This is a genomic window from Aliiroseovarius sp. (assembly GCF_965228805.1).
GTDB lineage: Bacteria > Pseudomonadota > Alphaproteobacteria > Rhodobacterales > Rhodobacteraceae > JASBTN01.
On record NZ_CBDDIE010000003.1, the window covers coordinates 473,355 to 490,736 of the forward strand.

The window sequence follows — 17,382 nt, forward strand, 5'->3', positions numbered from 1 at the left end:
TTGTCTCGTTAAAACAGCGCCCTGCGGACAGAGGGCGCTGTTCGTTTTTTGACCGTATGGATCAGAATTGCAGACCGACGCGCAAGGAGACCGTGGTCGCCTCGTAGGTGGAACGCAGCCCGAAAACCTCACCGCTGAGGTCATGGCGGGTTGCTTCGACACCGGCGAAGACCCGGTCGCTGACCCGTAGCGCGGCCCCCGCACCCAGAACCGGGCCGTCCAGCGACGGAGTTTGGTCCGAGATGTTGAAGGTCACCTGGGAGTAGCCCAGAAGGCCATAGACCATCACGCGCCCCAGGTCATAGCCAAGCCGCGCGCGCAGGTCGATCGCGTCGGACAGGAACTCCTCGCCTTTCAAGACGGCGGCGGGATATTCGGCCAGAATGGGGGTGTCGCGCACGCCCAGATCCTGCTGGTAGGCAAGCTCCCCGCCGAAGACCAGATTACCGCGCTGCCAGTTGTAGCCGACAAAGGCGCCCGGGCCGGATGCGTCGCCGAATGGCGTTGTGCCACCGGAGTTCACGTGGTCGCTGTCCGAGCTGGTATAGCTGAGCCCGCCATAGACCCCGGCCCAGTTGTTCAGGGCCGCGGGGGCAATCACCTCTGGTGCGGGGGCCGGTGCGGGCGACCCGGCCAGGGCGGCGGTGGAACTCAGAAAAAGCGCCGCAAGGGCGCCGGTCAGGTATTTCATTTCAATCCCCTCATGGAAATGCTTTGAGGCACGTCAGGCAATCGGAAACCCAGCGCGCCCTCGGCCCATCTGATAGAAAAGGCGCGGCGGATCGCCCCCTCCCAAATGGGGGGGATGTTCGGTCAGGGTCGGTTTCTTTGCGGGGTGTGGAAAAAAGAAAACCCCGCCAGAGGCGGGGTCATCTGAGGCCATCCGGCCCGAATCTGGTGAATGGTAGCGTGGGGCGGACTTGAACCGCCGACCCCAGCATTATGAGTGCTGTGCTCTAACCAGCTGAGCTACCACGCCATTCACAGGAGGCTGATTTATTGCCGCGCGCGCAGAGTGTCAAACGAAAAAGTGGCCTTTGGGGGAAGATTTTCGCCTTCCCCCAAAGGTGACGCCCGGGGTGTCAGCCCTGTTTGCGGATTTCCACCTGATGCGGGTAGGGAATCGAGATGCCCTGGGCATCGAAGGCTTCCTTCACAGCCTTGGTCAGGGTGAATTTCAGGTCCCAATAATCGTCCGCCACGCACCAGATCCGCGCGGTCAGGTCGACCGAGCTGTCGCCCAGGTTGGTCACGCGCACCCAGGGTTCCGGGTCGGTCAGCACGCGGGCGTCGGCACTGGCCGTGTCCAGGATCACCTGCATCGCCTTGTCCGCGTCATCGCCATAGTCGATGCAGAAGGTCAGGTCGACGCGGCGGGTGTCGTGATGCGAGTAGTTCGAGATGATCGCGCCCCAGGCCTGGCCGTTGGGCACGATGACCTGCACGTTGTCAGGCGTCGCCAGTTCGGTGAAGAACAGGTTCAGGTCCACCACCGTGCCGGTGGTGCCGCCAATGTCGACATACTGGCCCAGCTTGTAGGGGCGAAACAGGATCAGCATGAAGCCGGCCGCCAGGTCCGACAGCGTGCCCTGCAGCGCCATACCGATCGCCAGCGTCGCCGCGCCCATGACGGCGACGAGGCTGGTCGCCTGGATGCCGAAGAGGCCCAGCACCGCCACCAGCACCATCAACAGGATCACCCAGCGGATGATCGAGGCTGCGAAATTGCCCAGGGTGTTGTCGATATGCTCGTTGGCATTGACCCGGCGGCGCACGGCAGAGGCCACGAGCCCCGCCACCATCCAGCCGATGACAAGTACAGCCAGCGCCTTGACAGCGTCCAGCACCAAGGGCCCGTAGCCGTTCAGGGTTTCGATGAGGGTTTGCATGTTTGTTTTCCTTACTATCCGTTCCGGGTGGAACCTCTTCGAGCGTTCGCGAAGAAGTCCCCTCGCACCGCGCAGCGGGGCGGCGCCCGACCCTCCCCACGGGAGGGCGCTTTTCTGACGTTTCAATCAATACCGAGGGTTCGTCGGTGGCAAGCCGGTTGCCCCCATAAAGGGAAAAACTGCGCCCACCCAGGGTCGGGCGCCGCCCCGCTGCTTCCACACAGAAAAACGGACCCGCCCCATCAGGCAGGCCCGTTCCATTCATCCAGCCTCGTTACTTGGCCGCCTTCAGCGCGTCGCGGATCTCGGTCAAAAGCTCCAGCTCGGTCGGGCCTGCGGGTTCCTCCTCGGCGGGCGCCTCTTCCTCGGCCTTGGCCGCGGCTTCTTTCACCTTGTTCACGTAGCGCACCAGCATGAACACGACGAAGGCGATGATCAGGAAGTTGATCACGGCCATGATGAAGGCGCCATAGGCAAAGATCGCAGCCCCGGCCTCACGCGCGGCTTCCAGGCTGGTGCCCTGGGCCACGTCACCCGACAGCACGACGTAGAGGTTGGTAAAGTCCACCCCACCCATGAACAGCCCCACGAAGGGGTTGATCAGGTCGCCGACCATGGATTTGACGATCGCAGTAAAGGCCGCGCCGATGATGATGCCGACGGCCATGTCCATGACATTGCCCTTGGCGATGAAGTCCTTGAATTCCTGCAGCATGTGTCCTCACTCCTACTGTCCTGCCTGCGTGTCGCTGGCACCTTCCCCCTGATGTCATCTTTGCCTTGGGTCGGTGAGGGGAAAATCCCGCCCGGGTTCTCAGTTCGCGCGCATCATAGCAGAGATTTTCTCGGCCATCATGATGGTGGGTGCGTTGGTGTTTCCGCCGATGAGTCGCGGCATCAGGGAGGCGTCGACCACGCGCAGCCCGTCCACTCCACGCACCTGGCCCTGTGGGTCGCAAGGCGCGTCCGACCCGCCCATGCGCACGGTGCCGACCGGGTGATAGATCGTATCGGCGCGGTTTCTGATGTCCTCGCGGATGGCGTCATCCGTGCCGTCATGGGGATAGAGGCGCTTGCCCCGCCAGGGGGCGAGCGCGGGCGCCTCCATGATTGCCTCGGTCATGCGCGCGCCCTTGACCAGGAGGTCGAGGTCGCGCCCATCCGACAGGAAGCCGGGGTCGATGCGCGGCGTGGCCCTGGGGTCGGTGGATTTCAGCGTGACCTGGCCGCGTGAGTGCGGGCGCAGCACGCAGACATGGCAGGAATAACCGAAGCGGAAATGCAGCTTGCGCATGTGCTGGTCGACGATACCGGCGACGAAATGCAGTTGCAGGTCCGGCCGCTCGAGGCCCGGGTCCGAGCGCAGGAAACCCGCGCCCTCGGCAAAGGGCGTGGCAAAGAGCCCCTGCCCGGTGCGCGCCCATCTCACGCCCGCCTTCGCCATGTTGAAGAAGCCGCGTGGGGTCAGGCCGACGGTATCAGGGCGCAGCGAATGGTAGCTGATCACGTGGTCCAGGTGGTCCTGCAGGTTCTGGCCGACCTGGGGGCTGTCATGGCGAACCTCGATCCCGTGGGAGCGCAGGTGGTCCCCGGGGCCGATGCCCGAGAGCATAAGCAGTTGTGGGCTCTGGAAAGCGCCTGCCGACAGGATCACTTCGCGCCGGGCACGGACCTCGCCCTTGTCATGTGTGACGCCAATTGCGCGCGGCCCGTCGAACAGCACGCGGTGGGCCTGGGTGCCGGTGATCACCTGCAGGTTCGGACGGTTCAGATGCGGCAGCAGATAGGCGGCGGCGGCAGAACAACGCTCGCCGCGTTTGGGCCCGTCACGGAACTGGGTGACCTGGTAGAGGCCGACGCCCTCCTGCGTGGGTCCGTTGAAGTCATGGTTCTCCGGGTGCTGGCATTGTTTACCCGCCTCGACAAAGGCCGGGGAAATCGCATGGGGTTCCGAGATATCGCCGACTTGCAGCGGGCCGTCTGTGCCGTGCAACCCGTCCGCCCCGCGCGCGTTGCCCTCGGCCTTCAGGAAATAGGGCAGCACATCGTCCCAGCCCCAGCCCTCCGCCCCCAGCGCGGCCCATTCGTCGTAATCCTTGCGGTGGCCGCGCACGTAGAGCATCGCGTTGATGGCGCTAGACCCGCCCAGGGCGCGGCCGCGCGGTTGGAACCCACGCCGCCCGTTCAGCTCGGGCTGCGGCGTGGTCTTCAGCGCCCAGTTGTTGATCTTTGGCCGACCCGAGACCATGGCCGCCACCATGGCGGGCGCGCGGATCAGGAGGCCGTCGCCCTTGCCGCCCGCCTCGAGCAGGCAGACGGTGGTCTTGGGGTCCTCGGACAGGCGGCCTGCGAGGGTCGCGCCGCCGGAGCCGCCGCCCACGATCACGTAATCGAATTCCATGGGCGGAGCCTAGCCGGGGCAAGGTCGCGCTGGGAATGATGACCCAGCGTTAACGGCTGCCGAGACAAAGAATTTTCAGAAAATTCTTTGCAAATCTTTTCTAAAAAGATTTGGCCCCGCTCAGCCGGGCAGTTCTCCGGTCAGCACGTAACGAAGGATCTGCACCACCTGCTCCGGCGTTTCGGTCACGGCCAGCGCCGCCGCGTCGACCTCCTTCAGCGCATGCTGGTGATCGGCCCCGTGCATGACGACGAGCGACTTGCCCAGAGCGGCCGCCTGCCCGGCATCAAAGGCCGCATTCCACTGCTTGTATTTGTCGCCAAAGCGCACCACGACCACATCGGCCTGTTCGATCAGCCGCCGGGTACGGATCGCATTGAGCTTCGCCCCCTTGTGGTCGTGCCAGAACTTGTTGTCCTCGGCACCCATGATGGCCACGCCGCAGTCGTCCGAGGCATCGTGATCCGTCACCGGGGCGGCAAAGCTGACATCCAGCCCTGTGGCGCCTTCGATGATCTGCTCACGCCAATCGGTGTGGATCTCGCCGGAAAGATAGACACTCAGGGTCATGAGGTGCTTCCTTATTTTTCGGGGAAGAGGTCGGCCTGGCGTTGAACAAATCTCGCCAACCCGCATTCCGCGCGTTTCAATGTATCTGTGCTGTCCGTGGAAAGGGACAGATGCGAACCGTCGGCTTGGGACAAGAGGATCATTCCGAGAAAGAACCGCGTCTCATCTGTCATGCCAGGGACGTCGCCGAACACCACGCGGTATCCAAAACGCCCGGTCGCCTCGGCGTCGTACCGGCAATCAGCATATGAAAGCTTGTCCAACTTCTCGCAGTGTTTCCTGGCCACGTCCTGCGACGAGGTAGAGGTGTATGGCGGGCCAATTGCCGGGGTGTAGAACGCGACGGCCCCGCCGCGCACCGTCACGGTTTCGGGCGAGTCGATCGCCGCCTCCCCCCAAACCGCGCGCGCCTGTTCGACGGTGATCACCGGCACATCCAGCGCGCCAGGGACTGGGCAATGGTCCTCCCAGAAATCATCTGGAAGATTGCCCCAGACCCCCACGCCAAACAGGCATGGGATGGACAGGCCGAGCAGAATTTTCTTCCACCCGGCCATGTGCTTAACCCCGCAGGCTGCCGCCGGTGGCTTTCTCGACCTTCTGCACGATCTTGGCGCTGACGGCCTCGATGTCCTTCTCGGTCAGGGTCTTGTCGCGCGGTTGCAGCCGCACGGTGATGGCGAGGGATTTCTTGCCCTCCCCCAGCGAGCCGCCGATAAACTCGTCGAAGATGCGCACCTCGTCGATCAGCGCCTTGTCGGCCCCCGCCGCGGCGTTCACCAGGTTCACCGCCTCGACATTCGCGTCCACCACGAAGGCGAAATCGCGTTCGACCGATTGCAGGTCCGAGGCGCCCAGGGCGGCGCGGGTCGCGCCCTTGTTCTTCGGGAAGGGGATCTTGCCGATATGCACGGCGAAGGCCACCACGGGGCCTTTCACACCGGCCGCGTCGATGGCTTTCGGGTGCAGCTCACCAAAGGCGCCCAGCACGTTCTTCGGGCCGAGCGAGAGCTTGGCCGAGCGTCCCGGGTGCCACCAGGCGTTCATGTCGCGCAGGTGCATCAGTTTCGCGGGCGCGCCGAGCGCCGACAGCACCGCTTCGATATCGGCCTTGGCGTCGAAGGTGTCGACCGGGCGGCGAGTTCCGAAACGGTCCTTGGGCCCGGTGTGGCCGACCAGGATGCCGGTGACCAGGGTTTCCTGCTCATCGGGTTCGGCGCCGTGGAAGACGGGGCCGACTTCGAACAGGGCCAGGTCCTGGAAGCCGCGCGCCTGGTTGCGGGCGGCGGCGGCCAGAAGGCCGGGCAGGAGCGAGGGGCGCATGTGGCTCATCTCGCTGGAGATCGGGTTCTCCAGACGGTTCGCCTCGACACCCCCATACGCCGCCGCATTGTCCGCGTCGATGAAGCTGTAGGTCACGCATTCGTTGTAGCCGAGGGCTGCCACGGTGCGGCGCGCGATACCTTCGCGTTTCTGCATCGGGGTCAGCACGGGTTTCGGCACGCCGGTGGTCACGCGCGCGAGCGGTTTGCCGACCAGCTTGGTCAGGGACGCCACGCGCGCGACCTCCTCGACCAGGTCGGCCGAGCCCTGCACGTCCGGGCGCCAGCTGGGCACCTGGGCCATGTCGCCATCCATGACAAAACCCAGTGCTTCCAGGGTCTTGCGTTGGGTGTCGGCGGGGATTTCCATGCCGACCAGGCTGACCACGCGGTCGGTGTCCAGCTTGTAGGCGCGCGAGGTATCGGGCACTTCGCCAGCGGTCACCACATGCGAGGCTTCACCACCGCAGAGGTCCAGGATCATCTGGGTTGCCAGCTCGATCGCGGGCGCGTTGAACAGCGGGTCGATGCCGCGTTCGTTGCGATAGCGCGCGTCCGAGTTGATCTTGAGCGCGCGGCCGGTCTTGGCGATCTGGATCGCGTCCCAGACGGCGGCTTCGAGGAAGACGTTGGTGGTCTCTTCCGTGCAGCCGGTGCGCAGACCGCCCATGATGCCAGCGATGGACTCGATTTCATGGTCGTCCGAGATCACCACGGCGCCGGCCGGGAAGGTGTATTCCTTCTCGTCCAGACCCACGAGCGTCTCGCCACCCTTGGCGCGGTGCACACGCAGGTTGCCATTGACCTTGTCCGCATCAAACACGTGCAGCGGGCGGTTCTGGTCGTAGGTGAAGAAGTTGGTGATATCCACCAGCGCCGAGATCGGACGCAGCCCGATGGCGCGCAGGCGGTCTTGCAGCCACTGCGGGCTGGGGCCGTTCTTCACGCCACGGATCAGGCGACCCATGAAGACATGGGCGTCGTCGCGGGTGTCCTCGTCGATGGTCACAGAGATCGGGCTGTCGAAGCTGCCTTTGACCTCAGCGGAAGGCGCGGGTTTCAGCGTGCCCAGACCACGGGCCGCGAGGTCGCGCGCGATGCCACGCACACCGAGGGCGTCCTGGCGGTTGGGGGTGATGGCAATGTCGATCACCGGGTCGACCTTGGCCGGATCGTTTTCCGCCAGCCAGTCGACGAAGGTCTGGCCGATCTCACCGGAGGGGAGCTCGATGATGCCGTTGTGCTCGTCCGAGAGTTCCAGCTCGCGCTCGGAGGCCATCATGCCATGGCTTTCCACGCCGCGGATCTTGCCCACCGACAGGGTCACGTCGATGCCGGGCACATAGTCGCCGGGCTTGGCGAGCACCACGGTAATGCCCTCGCGCGCATTCGGGGCACCGCAGACGATCTGCTTGTCGCCCTCGTTGGTGGCCACGGTGCAGACGCGCAGGCGGTCGGCATCGGGGTGCTGTTCGGCGTGGGTGACCTTGGCGAGGGTAAAGGTCTTCAACCGCTCGGCGGGGTTGATGATGTCCTCGACCTCAAGGCCCAGATCGGTCAGCGCCTCGGCGATCTCGTCCACCGATGCGGTGGTGTCGAGGTGGTCTTTCAGCCAGGAGAGTGTGAATTTCATCTTTTCTTCCTCAAGGTAGCAATGGTGCGAAGAGCGACAGCACCAGTGCTGTGGCGGCAAGGGAGAACGAAAAACCAGCCATTCGGTGCAAATGCTCCAATTTGGCTGTTTCTTTCGCCAAGTAGCTTTGAAACTCTTGTATAGAACAACTGAGGAACTCGTCGTCCTTTGTGACATCAATCTGCTTCATTGAGCCCGCGAAGCACGCGACGGAGAGTATCAGAAGAACCAATCCGGAAACGTAGAGCCAAGGTATGGGCTGAATGCCAAGAAAACCGAAAGCGTTTTCGCTATCAGCAACTTTGCCTAGCTTGGCGAGGATGCTTAAGCCCGCAAGACCCCCAGTGATCCCAGAAACAAGCGAGACGTTTCGCTTTGAGCGCTTCTGCAAGCCGTTGATAACCTGAAGAGCCCTATCCACCGGATTAACTAAGTAGCCTCGCCCGACAGACCCACTCCCCGATGCGCAGATTGGACATTCCTTTGCGTATCCGTCGCAGCTATCGCAGAATCCACCATGTTCGGGGCACAGAAACCGCCCGCGATTAATTTCCCAGTATTGCCAATCTTTCTCGGGCATTACCGCGACAGCCCCCCGCGCATCGTCGGCACATCCAGCGAGGCAAACCCGTAGTGGCGCAGCCAGCGCAAATCTGAATCGAAGAAGGCGCGCAGGTCGGGGATGCCGTATTTCAGCATGGCCAGACGGTCGATGCCGAGGCCGAAGGCGAAGCCCTGCCATTTGTCGGGATCGACGCCCGCGGATTGCAGCACCTTGGGGTGGACCATGCCGGAGCCCAGGATCTCCATCCAGTCGTCGCCTTCGCCCACCTTCAACTGGCCGCCCTCCCAGGAGCAGCGCAGGTCGACCTCGGCGGAGGGTTCGGTGAAGGGGAAGTGCGAGGCGCGGAAGCGCAGCTCGACATTGTCCACTTCGAAGAAGGCGCGGCAAAACTCCTCGAGGCACCATTTCAGGTTCGCCATCGAGATGTCCTTGTCGATCGCCAGCCCCTCGACCTGGTGGAACATCGGCGTGTGGGTCTGGTCGTAGTCGGACCGGTAGACGCGGCCCGGGGCGATGACCCTGATCGGGGCGCCGTGGGCCTCCAGCGCGCGGATCTGCACCGGTGAGGTGTGGGTGCGCAGCACGTGGGGCGGGCGGTCGTCGCCTTCGTCACGGTGCATGTAGAACGTGTCGAACTCCTGCCGGGCCGGGTGGTGCGGCGGGATGTTCAGCGCGTCGAAATTGTACCAGTCGCTTTCGATCTGGGGGCCTTCGGCGACCGAAAAGCCCATGTCGGCGAAGATCGCGGTGATCTCTTCCGTCACCTGGCTGATCGGGTGGATCGAGCCCTGGCGTTCGGGGCGACCCGACAGGGTCACGTCCAGCCATTCGGTGCGCAGGCGTTCGTCCAGCGCCGCATCGGCCAGGGCGGAACGCTTGGCGGAGATGGCCGAGTTGATCTCGTCCTTCAGCGCGTTGAGCTTGGGGCCCATGACCTGGCGTTCCTCGGGCGTCATCTTGCCCAGCTCGCGCATTTTCAGGGCGACTTCGCCCTTCTTGCCCACGGCCTGCACGCGGATATCTTCCAGCGCGTTTTCGTCTGCGGCACCGGCCACCGCGTCGATATATTTCTGCCTCAGATCGTCCATCTGGACCCCCTTGGTTTACGTCATGCCCCTGCTACGAAATGGGGCGCAAATAAGCAAGAAGCCGCGAGACCCGTAAAGGTCCGCGGCTTCATTTTTAGTGGTCGCAATCCCGAACCGGAAAACCGGTATCCACTTTTCCTGGGATTGCTCCGCTATATCGTTTCCCCGGAGGGGCTTACGCGAGCGCGGCCTTCGCCTTTTCGACGATGGCGGTAAACGCTTCGGGCTCGTGCACGGCCAGGTCGGCCAGGACCTTGCGGTCCACTTCGATACCGGCAGTGTTCAGGCCGTTGATGAAGCGCGAGTAGGTCAGGCTTTCATCATGGGCGCGCACGGCAGCGTTGATGCGCTGGATCCACAGGGCGCGGAAGTTGCGCTTGCGGTTCTTGCGGTCACGGGTGGCGTATTGGTTGGCCTTGTCGACGGCCTGACGTGCAACCTTGAAGGTGTTCTTGCGACGGCCGTAATAGCCTTTCGCGGCCTTGACGACCTTCTTGTGACGGGCGTGGGTGGTGGTTCCGCCTTTAACTCGAGACATGTCTGATCCTCCTGCTTAGCGCGAATAGGGCATCATGCCCTTGACGATTTTCTCGTCGGGGGCGCTCAGCGTGGTGGTGCCGCGGGCAGTGCGGATGAATTTGTTGGTGCGTTTGATCATGCCGTGGCGCTTGCCGGCCTGACCGGCCTTCACGCGGCCCGATGCCGTCACCTTGAACCGCTTCTTGCAGCTCGATTTGGTCTTCATCTTGGGCATTTCCGTCTCCTCTTGAGGTTCGGTACAGACGCGACTCGGCATGCCTCTCGAGCCGGACGCGCGGTTGAAGTGGGCCGTATAGTCGGGATCGGGCAAGGTGACAAGAGGATTCGGGGCAGAAACCTTGCAGGTTGCGCCCGCGGCTCCGTGCTGGAGTCGCGAAGGCCGAACGTAGTGAGGCCACCGCCCCGCAGGTCAAAATTATTTTAAATAATTTTCGCCAACGCTGGTGGCCTCGCTGCGCTCGGATCAGCGCAGGACCTGGCCGATCACCCGCACGAAGGCGTTAGGAATATCCTCCAGCGTATAGCCACCCGGCTGCTGGGTCACCGCCAGTGCCACAAGGCCACCGCCGATCAGGATCATGATCGCGGGCACACGGGGCGCGCGGTGGTCCAGCAGCGCGCCCAGAACGGACGGGATCGACAGCGCAAGCACCACGATCCCGATCACCAGATACAGGTCATTCGTCATTCACAAACCTTTACACGAAATCCGGAAAAATCCGGTTAAGGAATGGAATGATTCTACTCCGGGTCCGTCGCGAAGATCAACCTTTCCGCGCAGGGTGCAACCCTGAGGATATTGGTCGTCCCGGGCACGTTGAACGGCACCCCGGCGGTGACGACGATCTGGTCGTTCTCTTCGGCGAAACCGGCAGACCGCGCGGCCCGCGCGGCCGAGACCACGGCCATCTTGAACCGTTCGACCTCACCCGCCGTGACAAAGCAGTTGGTGCCCCAGGACAGACACAGGCGCCGCGCCGTCCCAACCAGCGGGGTCAGCGCGATGATCGGCACGCGGGGGCGTTCGCGCGCGGTCAGTTCTGCGGTGGTGCCCGATTGGGTAAAGCAGCAGATCGCCTTGATGTCGGTGGTTTCCGCGATCTCGCGCGCCGCGGCCACGATCCCGTCCGCCACGGTCGAGCGTTTCGCCACCCGGCTGGCTTCGATCTGCTCGCGGTAGGTCGGGTCGTGTTCGACCTCGATCGCGACCTTGTCCATGGTGCTCACGGCCTCGACCGGGTAGGACCCGGCCGCCGATTCCGCCGACAGCATCACCGCATCGGCCCCATCATAGATGGCGTTGGCGACGTCCGAGACCTCGGCGCGGGTGGGCACCGGGCTTTCGATCATGCTTTCCAGCATCTGGGTCGCGACGATCACCGGTTTGCCCGCGCGGCGGCAGTCATGGATCAGGCGTTTCTGGATCGGCGGCACCGCCTGCACCGGCAGCTCGACGCCAAGGTCGCCGCGCGCCACCATGATCCCGTCGGAGGCCGCCAGGATCTCGGCAAAGGCATCGACGGCGGCGGGTTTTTCGATCTTGGCCAGCACGGCGGCACGACCCTGGGCCAGTTCGCGCGCCTCGTCCATGTCCTGGCGGCGCTGCACAAAGGACAGCGCCAGCCAATCGACGCCCAGCTGGCAGGCGAATTCCAGGTCCGAGCGGTCCTTGTCCGACAGGGCCGCCAGCGGCAGCACCACGTCGGGCACGTTCACGCCCTTGCGGTCAGAAATCGTGCCGCCCACCTCGACGATGCAATCGGCGAAATCCGGGCCACAGTCCTGCACACGCAGGCGGATCTTGCCGTCATTGACCAGCAGGGTAGCCTCGGGTTTCAGCGCCGCGAAGATCTCGGGGTGGGGCAAGCAGACCCGGTGACCTTCGCCCGGGGTCTCGTCCAGATCGAAGCGGAAATGGTTGCCCTCGTCCAGTTCGGCGGCCCCCGCGGCAAAGGTGCCGCAGCGCAGTTTTGGCCCCTGCAGGTCGGCGAGGATGGCAATCGGGCGGCCCATGTCCTTTTCGACCTGACGCACGATGTCATGGCGGGCGCGCTGTTCGTCCTGGGTGCCGTGGGACATGTTCAGGCGGAACACGTCGGCGCCGGCCTCGAACAGGGCCCGGATGCTGTCATAGTCGCTCGATGCCGGGCCCAACGTGGCCACGATCTTGACGTTGCGAAGGCGTCTCATCGCGCACTTCTCCCCTTTACGTTTCGTCATTTTAGGTGGGCCACCTGCTCTATGCCTCAATTCGCCTGACGTGACAACTGGCGCTTTCCGTTTTGCTCGCATAAATGGGTCTGAACCCGGAGTGCAACACGACCATGACATATCTGCCCTTTCACGTCTTTGGCGAAGACCGCCCGGCCCGCTGGCTGGTGACCTGCGATCATGCGGCCAATACGGTGCCCGCGGAAGTGAACGGTGGCTGCCTGGGTCTGCCGCCCGAGGACATGGCGCGCCACATCGCCTTTGATCCGGGCGCGGCGGGGGTCACCCTGGCCCTGGCCGAGATGCTGAATGCGCCCGCGATCCTGTCCAATTTCTCGCGCCTGGTGATCGACCCGAACCGGGGCGAGGATGACCCGACGGTGCTGATGAAGCTTTATGACGGGACCATTATTCCGGCCAATCGCAACGCCGGTCCCGAGGAGCGTGAACGCCGCCTGAACGCCTATTACCGCCCCTACCACCAGGCCCAGGCCCGGCTGGCGGCGCGGCAGGAGGACACGGTGCTTCTGTCGATCCACAGCTACACGCGCCAGCTGCGCGGACGGCAGCCCCGGCCCTGGCATGTCGGCATTCTTTACGGGCGCGACGACCGGCTGGCGAAACCACTGATCCGGCGGCTGGAGGCGGAGCCGGACCTGTGCGTCGGCGAAAACGAGCCCTATGGCGGCCATCTGGACGGTGACAGCGTGGACCGCCACGCGATCAAGCCGGGGCGTGCCAATGTGCTGATCGAGATCCGCAACGACCTGATCGAAACGGACGAGCAGCAATACGCCTGGGCCAAGCGGCTGGCGCCGATCCTTGAGGAAGTGCTGGACGCGACGGGGCTGTGAGGGCAATCGGCAAGGCGCAGCCGCGGCGCGCCCGACCCTGGGTGGGCGCTTTCGCAACGGCGAAGCGGTGCGAGACGCTCACCACACCCCGAAGGTTTGTTCGGGCTGAAACGTCGGTAATGCGCCCTCCCGTGGGGAGGGCCCCCTCTCGGCAGAATTCGCAGGCGAATTCGCCTGCCGGGTCAACGCAGGCGCGTCGCGGCTGCGCCGCTCCAAGCGCGGAACACCGCAAAGGCAGAAGTCCATATGATCCAAACCGAACCAAAGGGCGAACCATGCCACATCTGACCATCGTACATTCCCGGGGCGTGCCCGCCGATCAGGCGCTTTGTAACACGCTGTTCGACGCGTTGGCCGCCCATCCGGCGATCCCGCATCCCGAAAGCCTGAAGATCCGCACCCTGCCCTGCCCACATCACCGTATCGGCACCGAGCCGCAGAGTTTCGCCCATGCCCAGCTGGCCCTTCTGCCCGGGCGCGATGATGGCACGAAGGCGGCGCTGAGTGCGCTGGTGTTGGAGGTGCTGGACCGCCACCTGCCCGAAGTGGGCAGCCTGTCGGCGGATGTGTCCGAGCTGTCGGCGGCCTATGTGAAACGGGTGCTGGACGATTGAAAGCTGAGCAGCGGTGCGAAGTTCCGTCTTCACTGCCGCTCGACCGGGCGCTTGACCCCACCGCCGCAACCCGTTCCAATACGCCCAACCCCGCGATGACACCCGAGGACCAGACATGGACGACCAGACCCGTATCGAGATCGAAGCCGCCGCCTTCCGCCGCCTGCAGCAGCACCTGATGGAAGACCGCCGCGACGTGCAGAACATCGACATGATGAACCTGGCGGGCTTCTGCCGGAACTGCCTGTCGCGCTGGTATCAGGAGGCCGCCAACGAGCGTGGCATCGAGATGGACAAGGAAGAAGGACGCGAGGCCTTCTACCGCATGCCCTATTCCGAGTGGAAGGCGCAGCACCAGACCGAAGCGAGCCCCGATAAGCAGGCCGAATTCGAGACCGCCTTTCGCGAAAACGTCCTGAAGGACCAAAGCTGACATGACCCCGCGCAATATCCTCATCGTGCTGGGCGTGGTCGTTGTTGTGGCGTTCATGATGGCGCAAAACGGCATGGGTCGGGCCACCGGCGGCGACAAAACCCGCATGTCGGACCTGCGCGACCTCTCGGGTTTTGTCTATTGCACCGCCGATCTGAACGACGGCGCCCTGCCTGATGCGCTGGCCCCGTTCGAACACTGCGGCCGCAACACGCGCCTGGCCGATCCGGCCACCGGCACCCCCTATGGCTATCGCAAGATCGACGCGCTGACCTATGAGGTTTGCGCTGATTTCGAGAAACCCGAACGGGTTGTCGACCAATGGTACGGGCGCGGTAGCTTCGACCCGGCCACCGGCTGCGCCACGGTGTCACGCGGGGAATGATTTGCCCGCACGGACTTGAATGAACAACGTTCAAATCCCATATTGCCCCCATTGCAGATGCAAAGGAGGGTTTCATGCGCCCATCGGATCAATTGGCGGAGTTTACCCGCGAAGCATTGAAAGCGGGCCGGTCCCGTGACGAGATTTCACAGGCCCTGACCGAGGCAGGCTGGGCCGGGAACGAAGTGGACGAGGCGCTGGCGGCCTGGGTCGACAGCCCCTTTACTCCACCGATCCCGCGCCCGCGCCCGCAGCTTTCGGCGCGCGAGGCGTTCTTCTACCTGCTGCTCTTCGGCGCGCTTGGCTGGACCGCCTGGCATGTGGGCAGCCTCTTGTTCCAGGCCATCGATGTGCTGGTGCCCAAGGCGGGCGACAAGTTCCAGGGCTGGGAGCGGGACATGATGCGGTTCTCGATCGCGTCCCTCATTGTCACCACGCCGCTGTTTCTGTGGCTGCACACCCGGGTCAGCCGCGACGTGGCCCGCGCGCCGGGCAAGCGCCGCTCGCCGGTGCGCAAATGGCTGGGCTATATCGCCATGTTCCTCGCGGCCACGACCATCCTCGGCGACCTTGTCCACCTGATCTATCGCCTGTTGGACGGCGACCTGACGCTGCAGATCACGCTGAAGTCCGGCGTGCTGGCGGCGGTGGCAGGCGCGATCTTCGTCTATTTCCGCGACCAGGTGGGGAGGGATGACGATGCCGCGTGACATGATCCTTCCGGGCGCCATTGCCGGTCTGGCCGTCGTCGCCGTGGTCGCGGGGCTGGCCCTGACCGGCGGCCCGGCGCGTGGCAAGGCCGAACAGCGCGACCAGACCCGCATCACCGCACTGGAAGAGGTTCGAAGCCTGGTGAAATGCCTGGCCAACGATAACGACCAGTCCCTTCCCAGTAGCCTTGAAGCACATGACGACTGCGCCGCGCTGGATGTCTTGCACGACCCCTTTTCCGGCACACCCATCCGGTACGAGCGGCTGAATTCAAGAGAGTATCATCTCTGCCCGCATCTCGAACTGCCCGAAGATTTCCGCGACGGGCGTTGGCCTTACGCCGGGGAATACCACGCCCAAAGCGATTGCGTGCGCTACAGATACCGCCCCTGAAAACACAAAACCCCGCGCCGGACAGCGCGGGGTTTCCGTTTCGACCTGACGGGCGGGGTCAGACCGCCTTTTTCAGGCTTTCTTCCAGATAGATCTCGCGCAGGCGGGTCATGACCGGGCCGGGCTGACCATCACCCAGCTGGGCGCCGTCGATCTCGACCACCGGCATGACGAAGGCCGAAGCCGAGGTAAAGAAGGCCTCATCAGCCTGCTGAGCTTCCTCGATGGTGAAGGAGCGTTCGACCACCTCCATCTGCGCTTCCTTGGCGAAACGCAGCACGGCGGCGCGGGTAATGCCGTGCAGGATGTCGTTGGACAGGGCGCGGGTGATGATCTTGCCGTCCTTGACGATATAGGCGTTGTTCGAGGTGCCCTCGGTCACATAGCCATCCTCGACCAGCCAGGCGTCATCGGCACCGGCGGACTTGGCCATCATCTTGCCCATCGACGGGTACAAGAGCTGCACCGTCTTGATGTCGCGGCGACCCCAGCGGATGTCATCGACGCTGATCACTTTGACCGGGTTCACATTGGCGGCCAGGCCCGGTTTGTTCTGGGTGAACAGGACGATGGTGGGCTTGGTGGTCTCGGGATCCGGGAAGACGAAATCGCGATCCGAAGGCGCGCCACGGGTGATCTGCAGATAGACCAGACCCTCAACGATCCCGTTGTCGGCGACCAGCTTGCGGTGCACCTCCAGCAGGTCTTCCTTGGAGATCGGATTCGGCATGCCCAGCTCGTTCAGCGAACGTTCCAGCCGCACCGCATGGCCGTCGAAATCGATCAGCTTTCCGTCCAGCACCGAGGTCACCTCGTAGACGCCATCGGCAAACAGGAAGCCGCGGTCGAAGATCGAGATCTTCGCCTCCCCTTCCGGCAGGTACTCTCCGTTCACGTAAACGATGCGGCTCATGGTGGTTCCTTTCCTCATTGACGCCCGGGCATGGGCATAGTCGGGTTTCGGGTGCCGATCAACCAAAGCAGATGGCCGCCCCGGTTTTCATGGAATGCGCGCAAGCTTCGCGCAGGATCAAAAGACTGTAGGTCGCTATCGGTTGGGCTTGCCAGAGCCCCCCATCCGGGCGACCGCCCTGTTCCAACAGCTCAGCCATTGCGTCATCCGTGCTCAGCAAATCATCCGGCACATCCAACAGCTTGGCCAGCTGCGTAAGTTCGGCCTGCAGGGCAGGCACGGACCCAAGTGGCCAAAGGTACCCAAAGGCATCGTCCATTTGTGCTGGCACCAAGGGCAGTTCGAAGCTTATCGGCACATAGATGCCCTGCGCATCGGAATGCGCGACGAGATGGGCAAAGGGCGGCGTTGGCTGCTCTTGTGTTGCGCCCCGCCTCAACAGCCGTTGCAGAAGGGATGGTCTGGCCGGGTAGATGTGCGCAAGGATTTCTGCGAACAAGGCTTGATCCAGCCCTTCACCTGGCCCGTCCAGCACCCGGTCACGAGGCACGTCCTTACCCTGCCAGACCAATCCCGCAACCGCTCTCAACCCATGCAGCCCCGAGTAGCCATAACCGTCCGCGCTCCAGGTGTCGCAGGACGACGGCTCTTGGTGCTCCGGGAGGCCGTTTTCGCTCAGAACGGCATTCGTGACCGCAAGTTCTTTGCGCAGCTGGCCGATTGCCGCCGGATCATTCCGGGCCAGGTCGGCCAAGACCCCGACAGTTATTCCCAATCCCAACTCATCGCCCCCCTTGCGCGGCTAACAATGCCCGGTAACATGACCAACTCGAATACTCCAAACGATTGCCGATAGGAAC

General features: G+C 63.7%; 21 protein-coding genes and 1 tRNA gene. 6 read left to right on the forward strand and 16 right to left on the reverse strand.

What is annotated here, in order from left to right; genetic code table 11:
- Nucleotides 1-61: 61 nt before the first annotated feature.
- From ACO07D_RS03430 to pyk, 14 genes are all read right to left on the reverse strand, one after another.
- A complete protein-coding gene (locus ACO07D_RS03430; protein ID WP_421701552.1) occupies nt 62-691 on the reverse strand; it encodes an outer membrane protein in 630 nt (209 codons plus the stop codon).
- Between the two features lie 211 nt (nt 692-902).
- Nucleotides 903-979, reverse strand: a tRNA-Met gene (locus ACO07D_RS03435).
- Nucleotides 980-1,082: 103 nt separating this feature from the next.
- Nucleotides 1,083-1,889 (reverse strand): mechanosensitive ion channel family protein, encoded by an 807-nt coding sequence (locus ACO07D_RS03440; RefSeq protein WP_421701553.1) that lies wholly within the window; start codon nt 1,887-1,889, stop codon nt 1,083-1,085.
- A gap of 274 nt (nt 1,890-2,163) precedes the next feature.
- A complete protein-coding gene (gene mscL / locus ACO07D_RS03445) occupies nt 2,164-2,604 on the reverse strand; it encodes a large conductance mechanosensitive channel protein MscL (protein ID WP_421701554.1) in 441 nt (146 codons plus the stop codon).
- Nucleotides 2,605-2,703: 99 nt separating this feature from the next.
- Nucleotides 2,704-4,290, reverse strand: a complete 1,587-nt coding sequence (locus tag ACO07D_RS03450) for a GMC family oxidoreductase (RefSeq protein ID WP_421701555.1) — start codon at nt 4,288-4,290, stop codon at nt 2,704-2,706.
- 120 nt (nt 4,291-4,410) lie between these two features.
- The gene (locus ACO07D_RS03455) at nt 4,411-4,860 is read right to left on the reverse strand and encodes a YtoQ family protein (RefSeq protein ID WP_421701556.1); all 450 of its coding nucleotides are present in this window, start codon (nt 4,858-4,860) and stop codon (nt 4,411-4,413) included.
- Nucleotides 4,861-4,871: 11 nt separating this feature from the next.
- On the reverse strand, nt 4,872-5,417 hold the full coding sequence (locus ACO07D_RS03460) for a hypothetical protein (RefSeq protein ID WP_421701557.1): 546 nt from the start codon (nt 5,415-5,417) through the stop codon (nt 4,872-4,874).
- A gap of 4 nt (nt 5,418-5,421) precedes the next feature.
- Complete coding sequence (pheT, locus tag ACO07D_RS03465) at nt 5,422-7,815, reverse strand: phenylalanine--tRNA ligase subunit beta (RefSeq protein ID WP_421701558.1); 2,394 nt, start codon at nt 7,813-7,815, stop codon at nt 5,422-5,424.
- 10 nt (nt 7,816-7,825) lie between these two features.
- Nucleotides 7,826-8,395, reverse strand: coding sequence for a hypothetical protein (locus ACO07D_RS03470; RefSeq protein ID WP_421701559.1), 570 nt, complete (start codon nt 8,393-8,395; stop codon nt 7,826-7,828).
- Nucleotides 8,395-9,468: a phenylalanine--tRNA ligase subunit alpha gene (gene pheS, locus ACO07D_RS03475; RefSeq protein ID WP_421701560.1), complete on the reverse strand. Its 1,074-nt coding sequence runs from the start codon at nt 9,466-9,468 to the stop codon at nt 8,395-8,397. The genes ACO07D_RS03470 and pheS overlap by 1 nt, the downstream gene beginning before the upstream one ends.
- A gap of 175 nt (nt 9,469-9,643) precedes the next feature.
- Complete coding sequence (gene rplT / locus ACO07D_RS03480) at nt 9,644-10,006, reverse strand: 50S ribosomal protein L20 (protein WP_300519579.1); 363 nt, start codon at nt 10,004-10,006, stop codon at nt 9,644-9,646.
- A 15-nt stretch (nt 10,007-10,021) separates the two neighbouring features.
- Complete coding sequence (gene rpmI, locus ACO07D_RS03485) at nt 10,022-10,222, reverse strand: 50S ribosomal protein L35 (RefSeq protein ID WP_421701561.1); 201 nt, start codon at nt 10,220-10,222, stop codon at nt 10,022-10,024.
- Nucleotides 10,223-10,471: 249 nt separating this feature from the next.
- Entirely contained in the window at nt 10,472-10,696 is a 225-nt protein-coding gene (locus tag ACO07D_RS03490) for a hypothetical protein (RefSeq protein WP_421701562.1), read from the reverse strand.
- 53 nt (nt 10,697-10,749) lie between these two features.
- Nucleotides 10,750-12,198, reverse strand: a complete 1,449-nt coding sequence (pyk, locus tag ACO07D_RS03495; protein ID WP_421701563.1) for a pyruvate kinase — start codon at nt 12,196-12,198, stop codon at nt 10,750-10,752.
- Between the two features lie 134 nt (nt 12,199-12,332).
- On the opposite strand from pyk, the gene ACO07D_RS03500 reads away from it, so the two are divergent.
- The 6 genes from ACO07D_RS03500 (at nt 12,333) to ACO07D_RS03525 (ending at nt 15,609) form a co-directional block, all read left to right on the forward strand.
- On the forward strand, nt 12,333-13,073 hold the full coding sequence (locus ACO07D_RS03500) for an N-formylglutamate amidohydrolase (protein ID WP_421701564.1): 741 nt from the start codon (nt 12,333-12,335) through the stop codon (nt 13,071-13,073).
- 275 nt (nt 13,074-13,348) lie between these two features.
- A complete protein-coding gene (locus ACO07D_RS03505) occupies nt 13,349-13,687 on the forward strand; it encodes a 5-carboxymethyl-2-hydroxymuconate Delta-isomerase (RefSeq protein ID WP_421701565.1) in 339 nt (112 codons plus the stop codon).
- A gap of 115 nt (nt 13,688-13,802) precedes the next feature.
- Nucleotides 13,803-14,120 (forward strand): DUF1244 domain-containing protein, encoded by a 318-nt coding sequence (locus ACO07D_RS03510; protein ID WP_421701566.1) that lies wholly within the window; start codon nt 13,803-13,805, stop codon nt 14,118-14,120.
- 1 nt (nt 14,121) lies between these two features.
- A complete protein-coding gene (locus ACO07D_RS03515) occupies nt 14,122-14,505 on the forward strand; it encodes a hypothetical protein (protein WP_421701567.1) in 384 nt (127 codons plus the stop codon).
- Nucleotides 14,506-14,579: 74 nt separating this feature from the next.
- Nucleotides 14,580-15,215 (forward strand): DUF5671 domain-containing protein, encoded by a 636-nt coding sequence (locus ACO07D_RS03520; protein WP_421701568.1) that lies wholly within the window; start codon nt 14,580-14,582, stop codon nt 15,213-15,215.
- Nucleotides 15,199-15,609: a hypothetical protein gene (locus ACO07D_RS03525; RefSeq protein WP_421701569.1), complete on the forward strand. Its 411-nt coding sequence runs from the start codon at nt 15,199-15,201 to the stop codon at nt 15,607-15,609. Before ACO07D_RS03520 ends, ACO07D_RS03525 begins: the two co-directional genes overlap by 17 nt.
- A 58-nt stretch (nt 15,610-15,667) precedes the next feature.
- On the opposite strand, the gene ACO07D_RS03530 is transcribed toward ACO07D_RS03525, so the two are convergent.
- Nucleotides 15,668-16,522, reverse strand: a complete 855-nt coding sequence (locus tag ACO07D_RS03530) for a D-amino-acid transaminase (protein ID WP_421701570.1) — start codon at nt 16,520-16,522, stop codon at nt 15,668-15,670.
- 58 nt (nt 16,523-16,580) lie between these two features.
- Nucleotides 16,581-17,276, reverse strand: coding sequence for a hypothetical protein (locus tag ACO07D_RS03535; protein ID WP_421701571.1), 696 nt, complete (start codon nt 17,274-17,276; stop codon nt 16,581-16,583).
- Nucleotides 17,277-17,382: the final 106 nt, after the last annotated feature.

Excerpts from the sequence above, each read along its gene's own strand:
- ACO07D_RS03515 (WP_421701567.1), top strand. The coding sequence starts at position 14,122 with ATGACCCCGCGCAATATCCTCATCGTGCTGGGCGTGGTCGTTGTTGTG.
- ACO07D_RS03490 (WP_421701562.1), bottom strand. The coding sequence starts at position 10,696 with ATGACGAATGACCTGTATCTGGTGATCGGGATCGTGGTGCTTGCGCTG.
- ACO07D_RS03460 (WP_421701557.1), bottom strand. The coding sequence starts at position 5,417 with ATGGCCGGGTGGAAGAAAATTCTGCTCGGCCTGTCCATCCCATGCCTG.
- ACO07D_RS03525 (WP_421701569.1), top strand. The coding sequence starts at position 15,199 with ATGACGATGCCGCGTGACATGATCCTTCCGGGCGCCATTGCCGGTCTG.
- ACO07D_RS03450 (WP_421701555.1), bottom strand. The coding sequence starts at position 4,290 with ATGGAATTCGATTACGTGATCGTGGGCGGCGGCTCCGGCGGCGCGACC.
- mscL (WP_421701554.1), bottom strand. The coding sequence starts at position 2,604 with ATGCTGCAGGAATTCAAGGACTTCATCGCCAAGGGCAATGTCATGGAC.
- ACO07D_RS03455 (WP_421701556.1), bottom strand. The coding sequence starts at position 4,860 with ATGACCCTGAGTGTCTATCTTTCCGGCGAGATCCACACCGATTGGCGT.
- ACO07D_RS03530 (WP_421701570.1), bottom strand. The coding sequence starts at position 16,522 with ATGAGCCGCATCGTTTACGTGAACGGAGAGTACCTGCCGGAAGGGGAG.
- ACO07D_RS03500 (WP_421701564.1), top strand. The coding sequence starts at position 12,333 with ATGACATATCTGCCCTTTCACGTCTTTGGCGAAGACCGCCCGGCCCGC.
- rpmI (WP_421701561.1), bottom strand. The coding sequence starts at position 10,222 with ATGCCCAAGATGAAGACCAAATCGAGCTGCAAGAAGCGGTTCAAGGTG.
- pheS (WP_421701560.1), bottom strand. The coding sequence starts at position 9,468 with ATGGACGATCTGAGGCAGAAATATATCGACGCGGTGGCCGGTGCCGCA.
- pheT (WP_421701558.1), bottom strand. The coding sequence starts at position 7,815 with ATGAAATTCACACTCTCCTGGCTGAAAGACCACCTCGACACCACCGCA.
- ACO07D_RS03440 (WP_421701553.1), bottom strand. The coding sequence starts at position 1,889 with ATGCAAACCCTCATCGAAACCCTGAACGGCTACGGGCCCTTGGTGCTG.
- ACO07D_RS03505 (WP_421701565.1), top strand. The coding sequence starts at position 13,349 with ATGCCACATCTGACCATCGTACATTCCCGGGGCGTGCCCGCCGATCAG.
- ACO07D_RS03470 (WP_421701559.1), bottom strand. The coding sequence starts at position 8,395 with ATGCCCGAGAAAGATTGGCAATACTGGGAAATTAATCGCGGGCGGTTT.
- pyk (WP_421701563.1), bottom strand. The coding sequence starts at position 12,198 with ATGAGACGCCTTCGCAACGTCAAGATCGTGGCCACGTTGGGCCCGGCA.
- ACO07D_RS03510 (WP_421701566.1), top strand. The coding sequence starts at position 13,803 with ATGGACGACCAGACCCGTATCGAGATCGAAGCCGCCGCCTTCCGCCGC.
- ACO07D_RS03520 (WP_421701568.1), top strand. The coding sequence starts at position 14,580 with ATGCGCCCATCGGATCAATTGGCGGAGTTTACCCGCGAAGCATTGAAA.
- rplT (WP_300519579.1), bottom strand. The coding sequence starts at position 10,006 with ATGTCTCGAGTTAAAGGCGGAACCACCACCCACGCCCGTCACAAGAAG.
- ACO07D_RS03430 (WP_421701552.1), bottom strand. The coding sequence starts at position 691 with ATGAAATACCTGACCGGCGCCCTTGCGGCGCTTTTTCTGAGTTCCACC.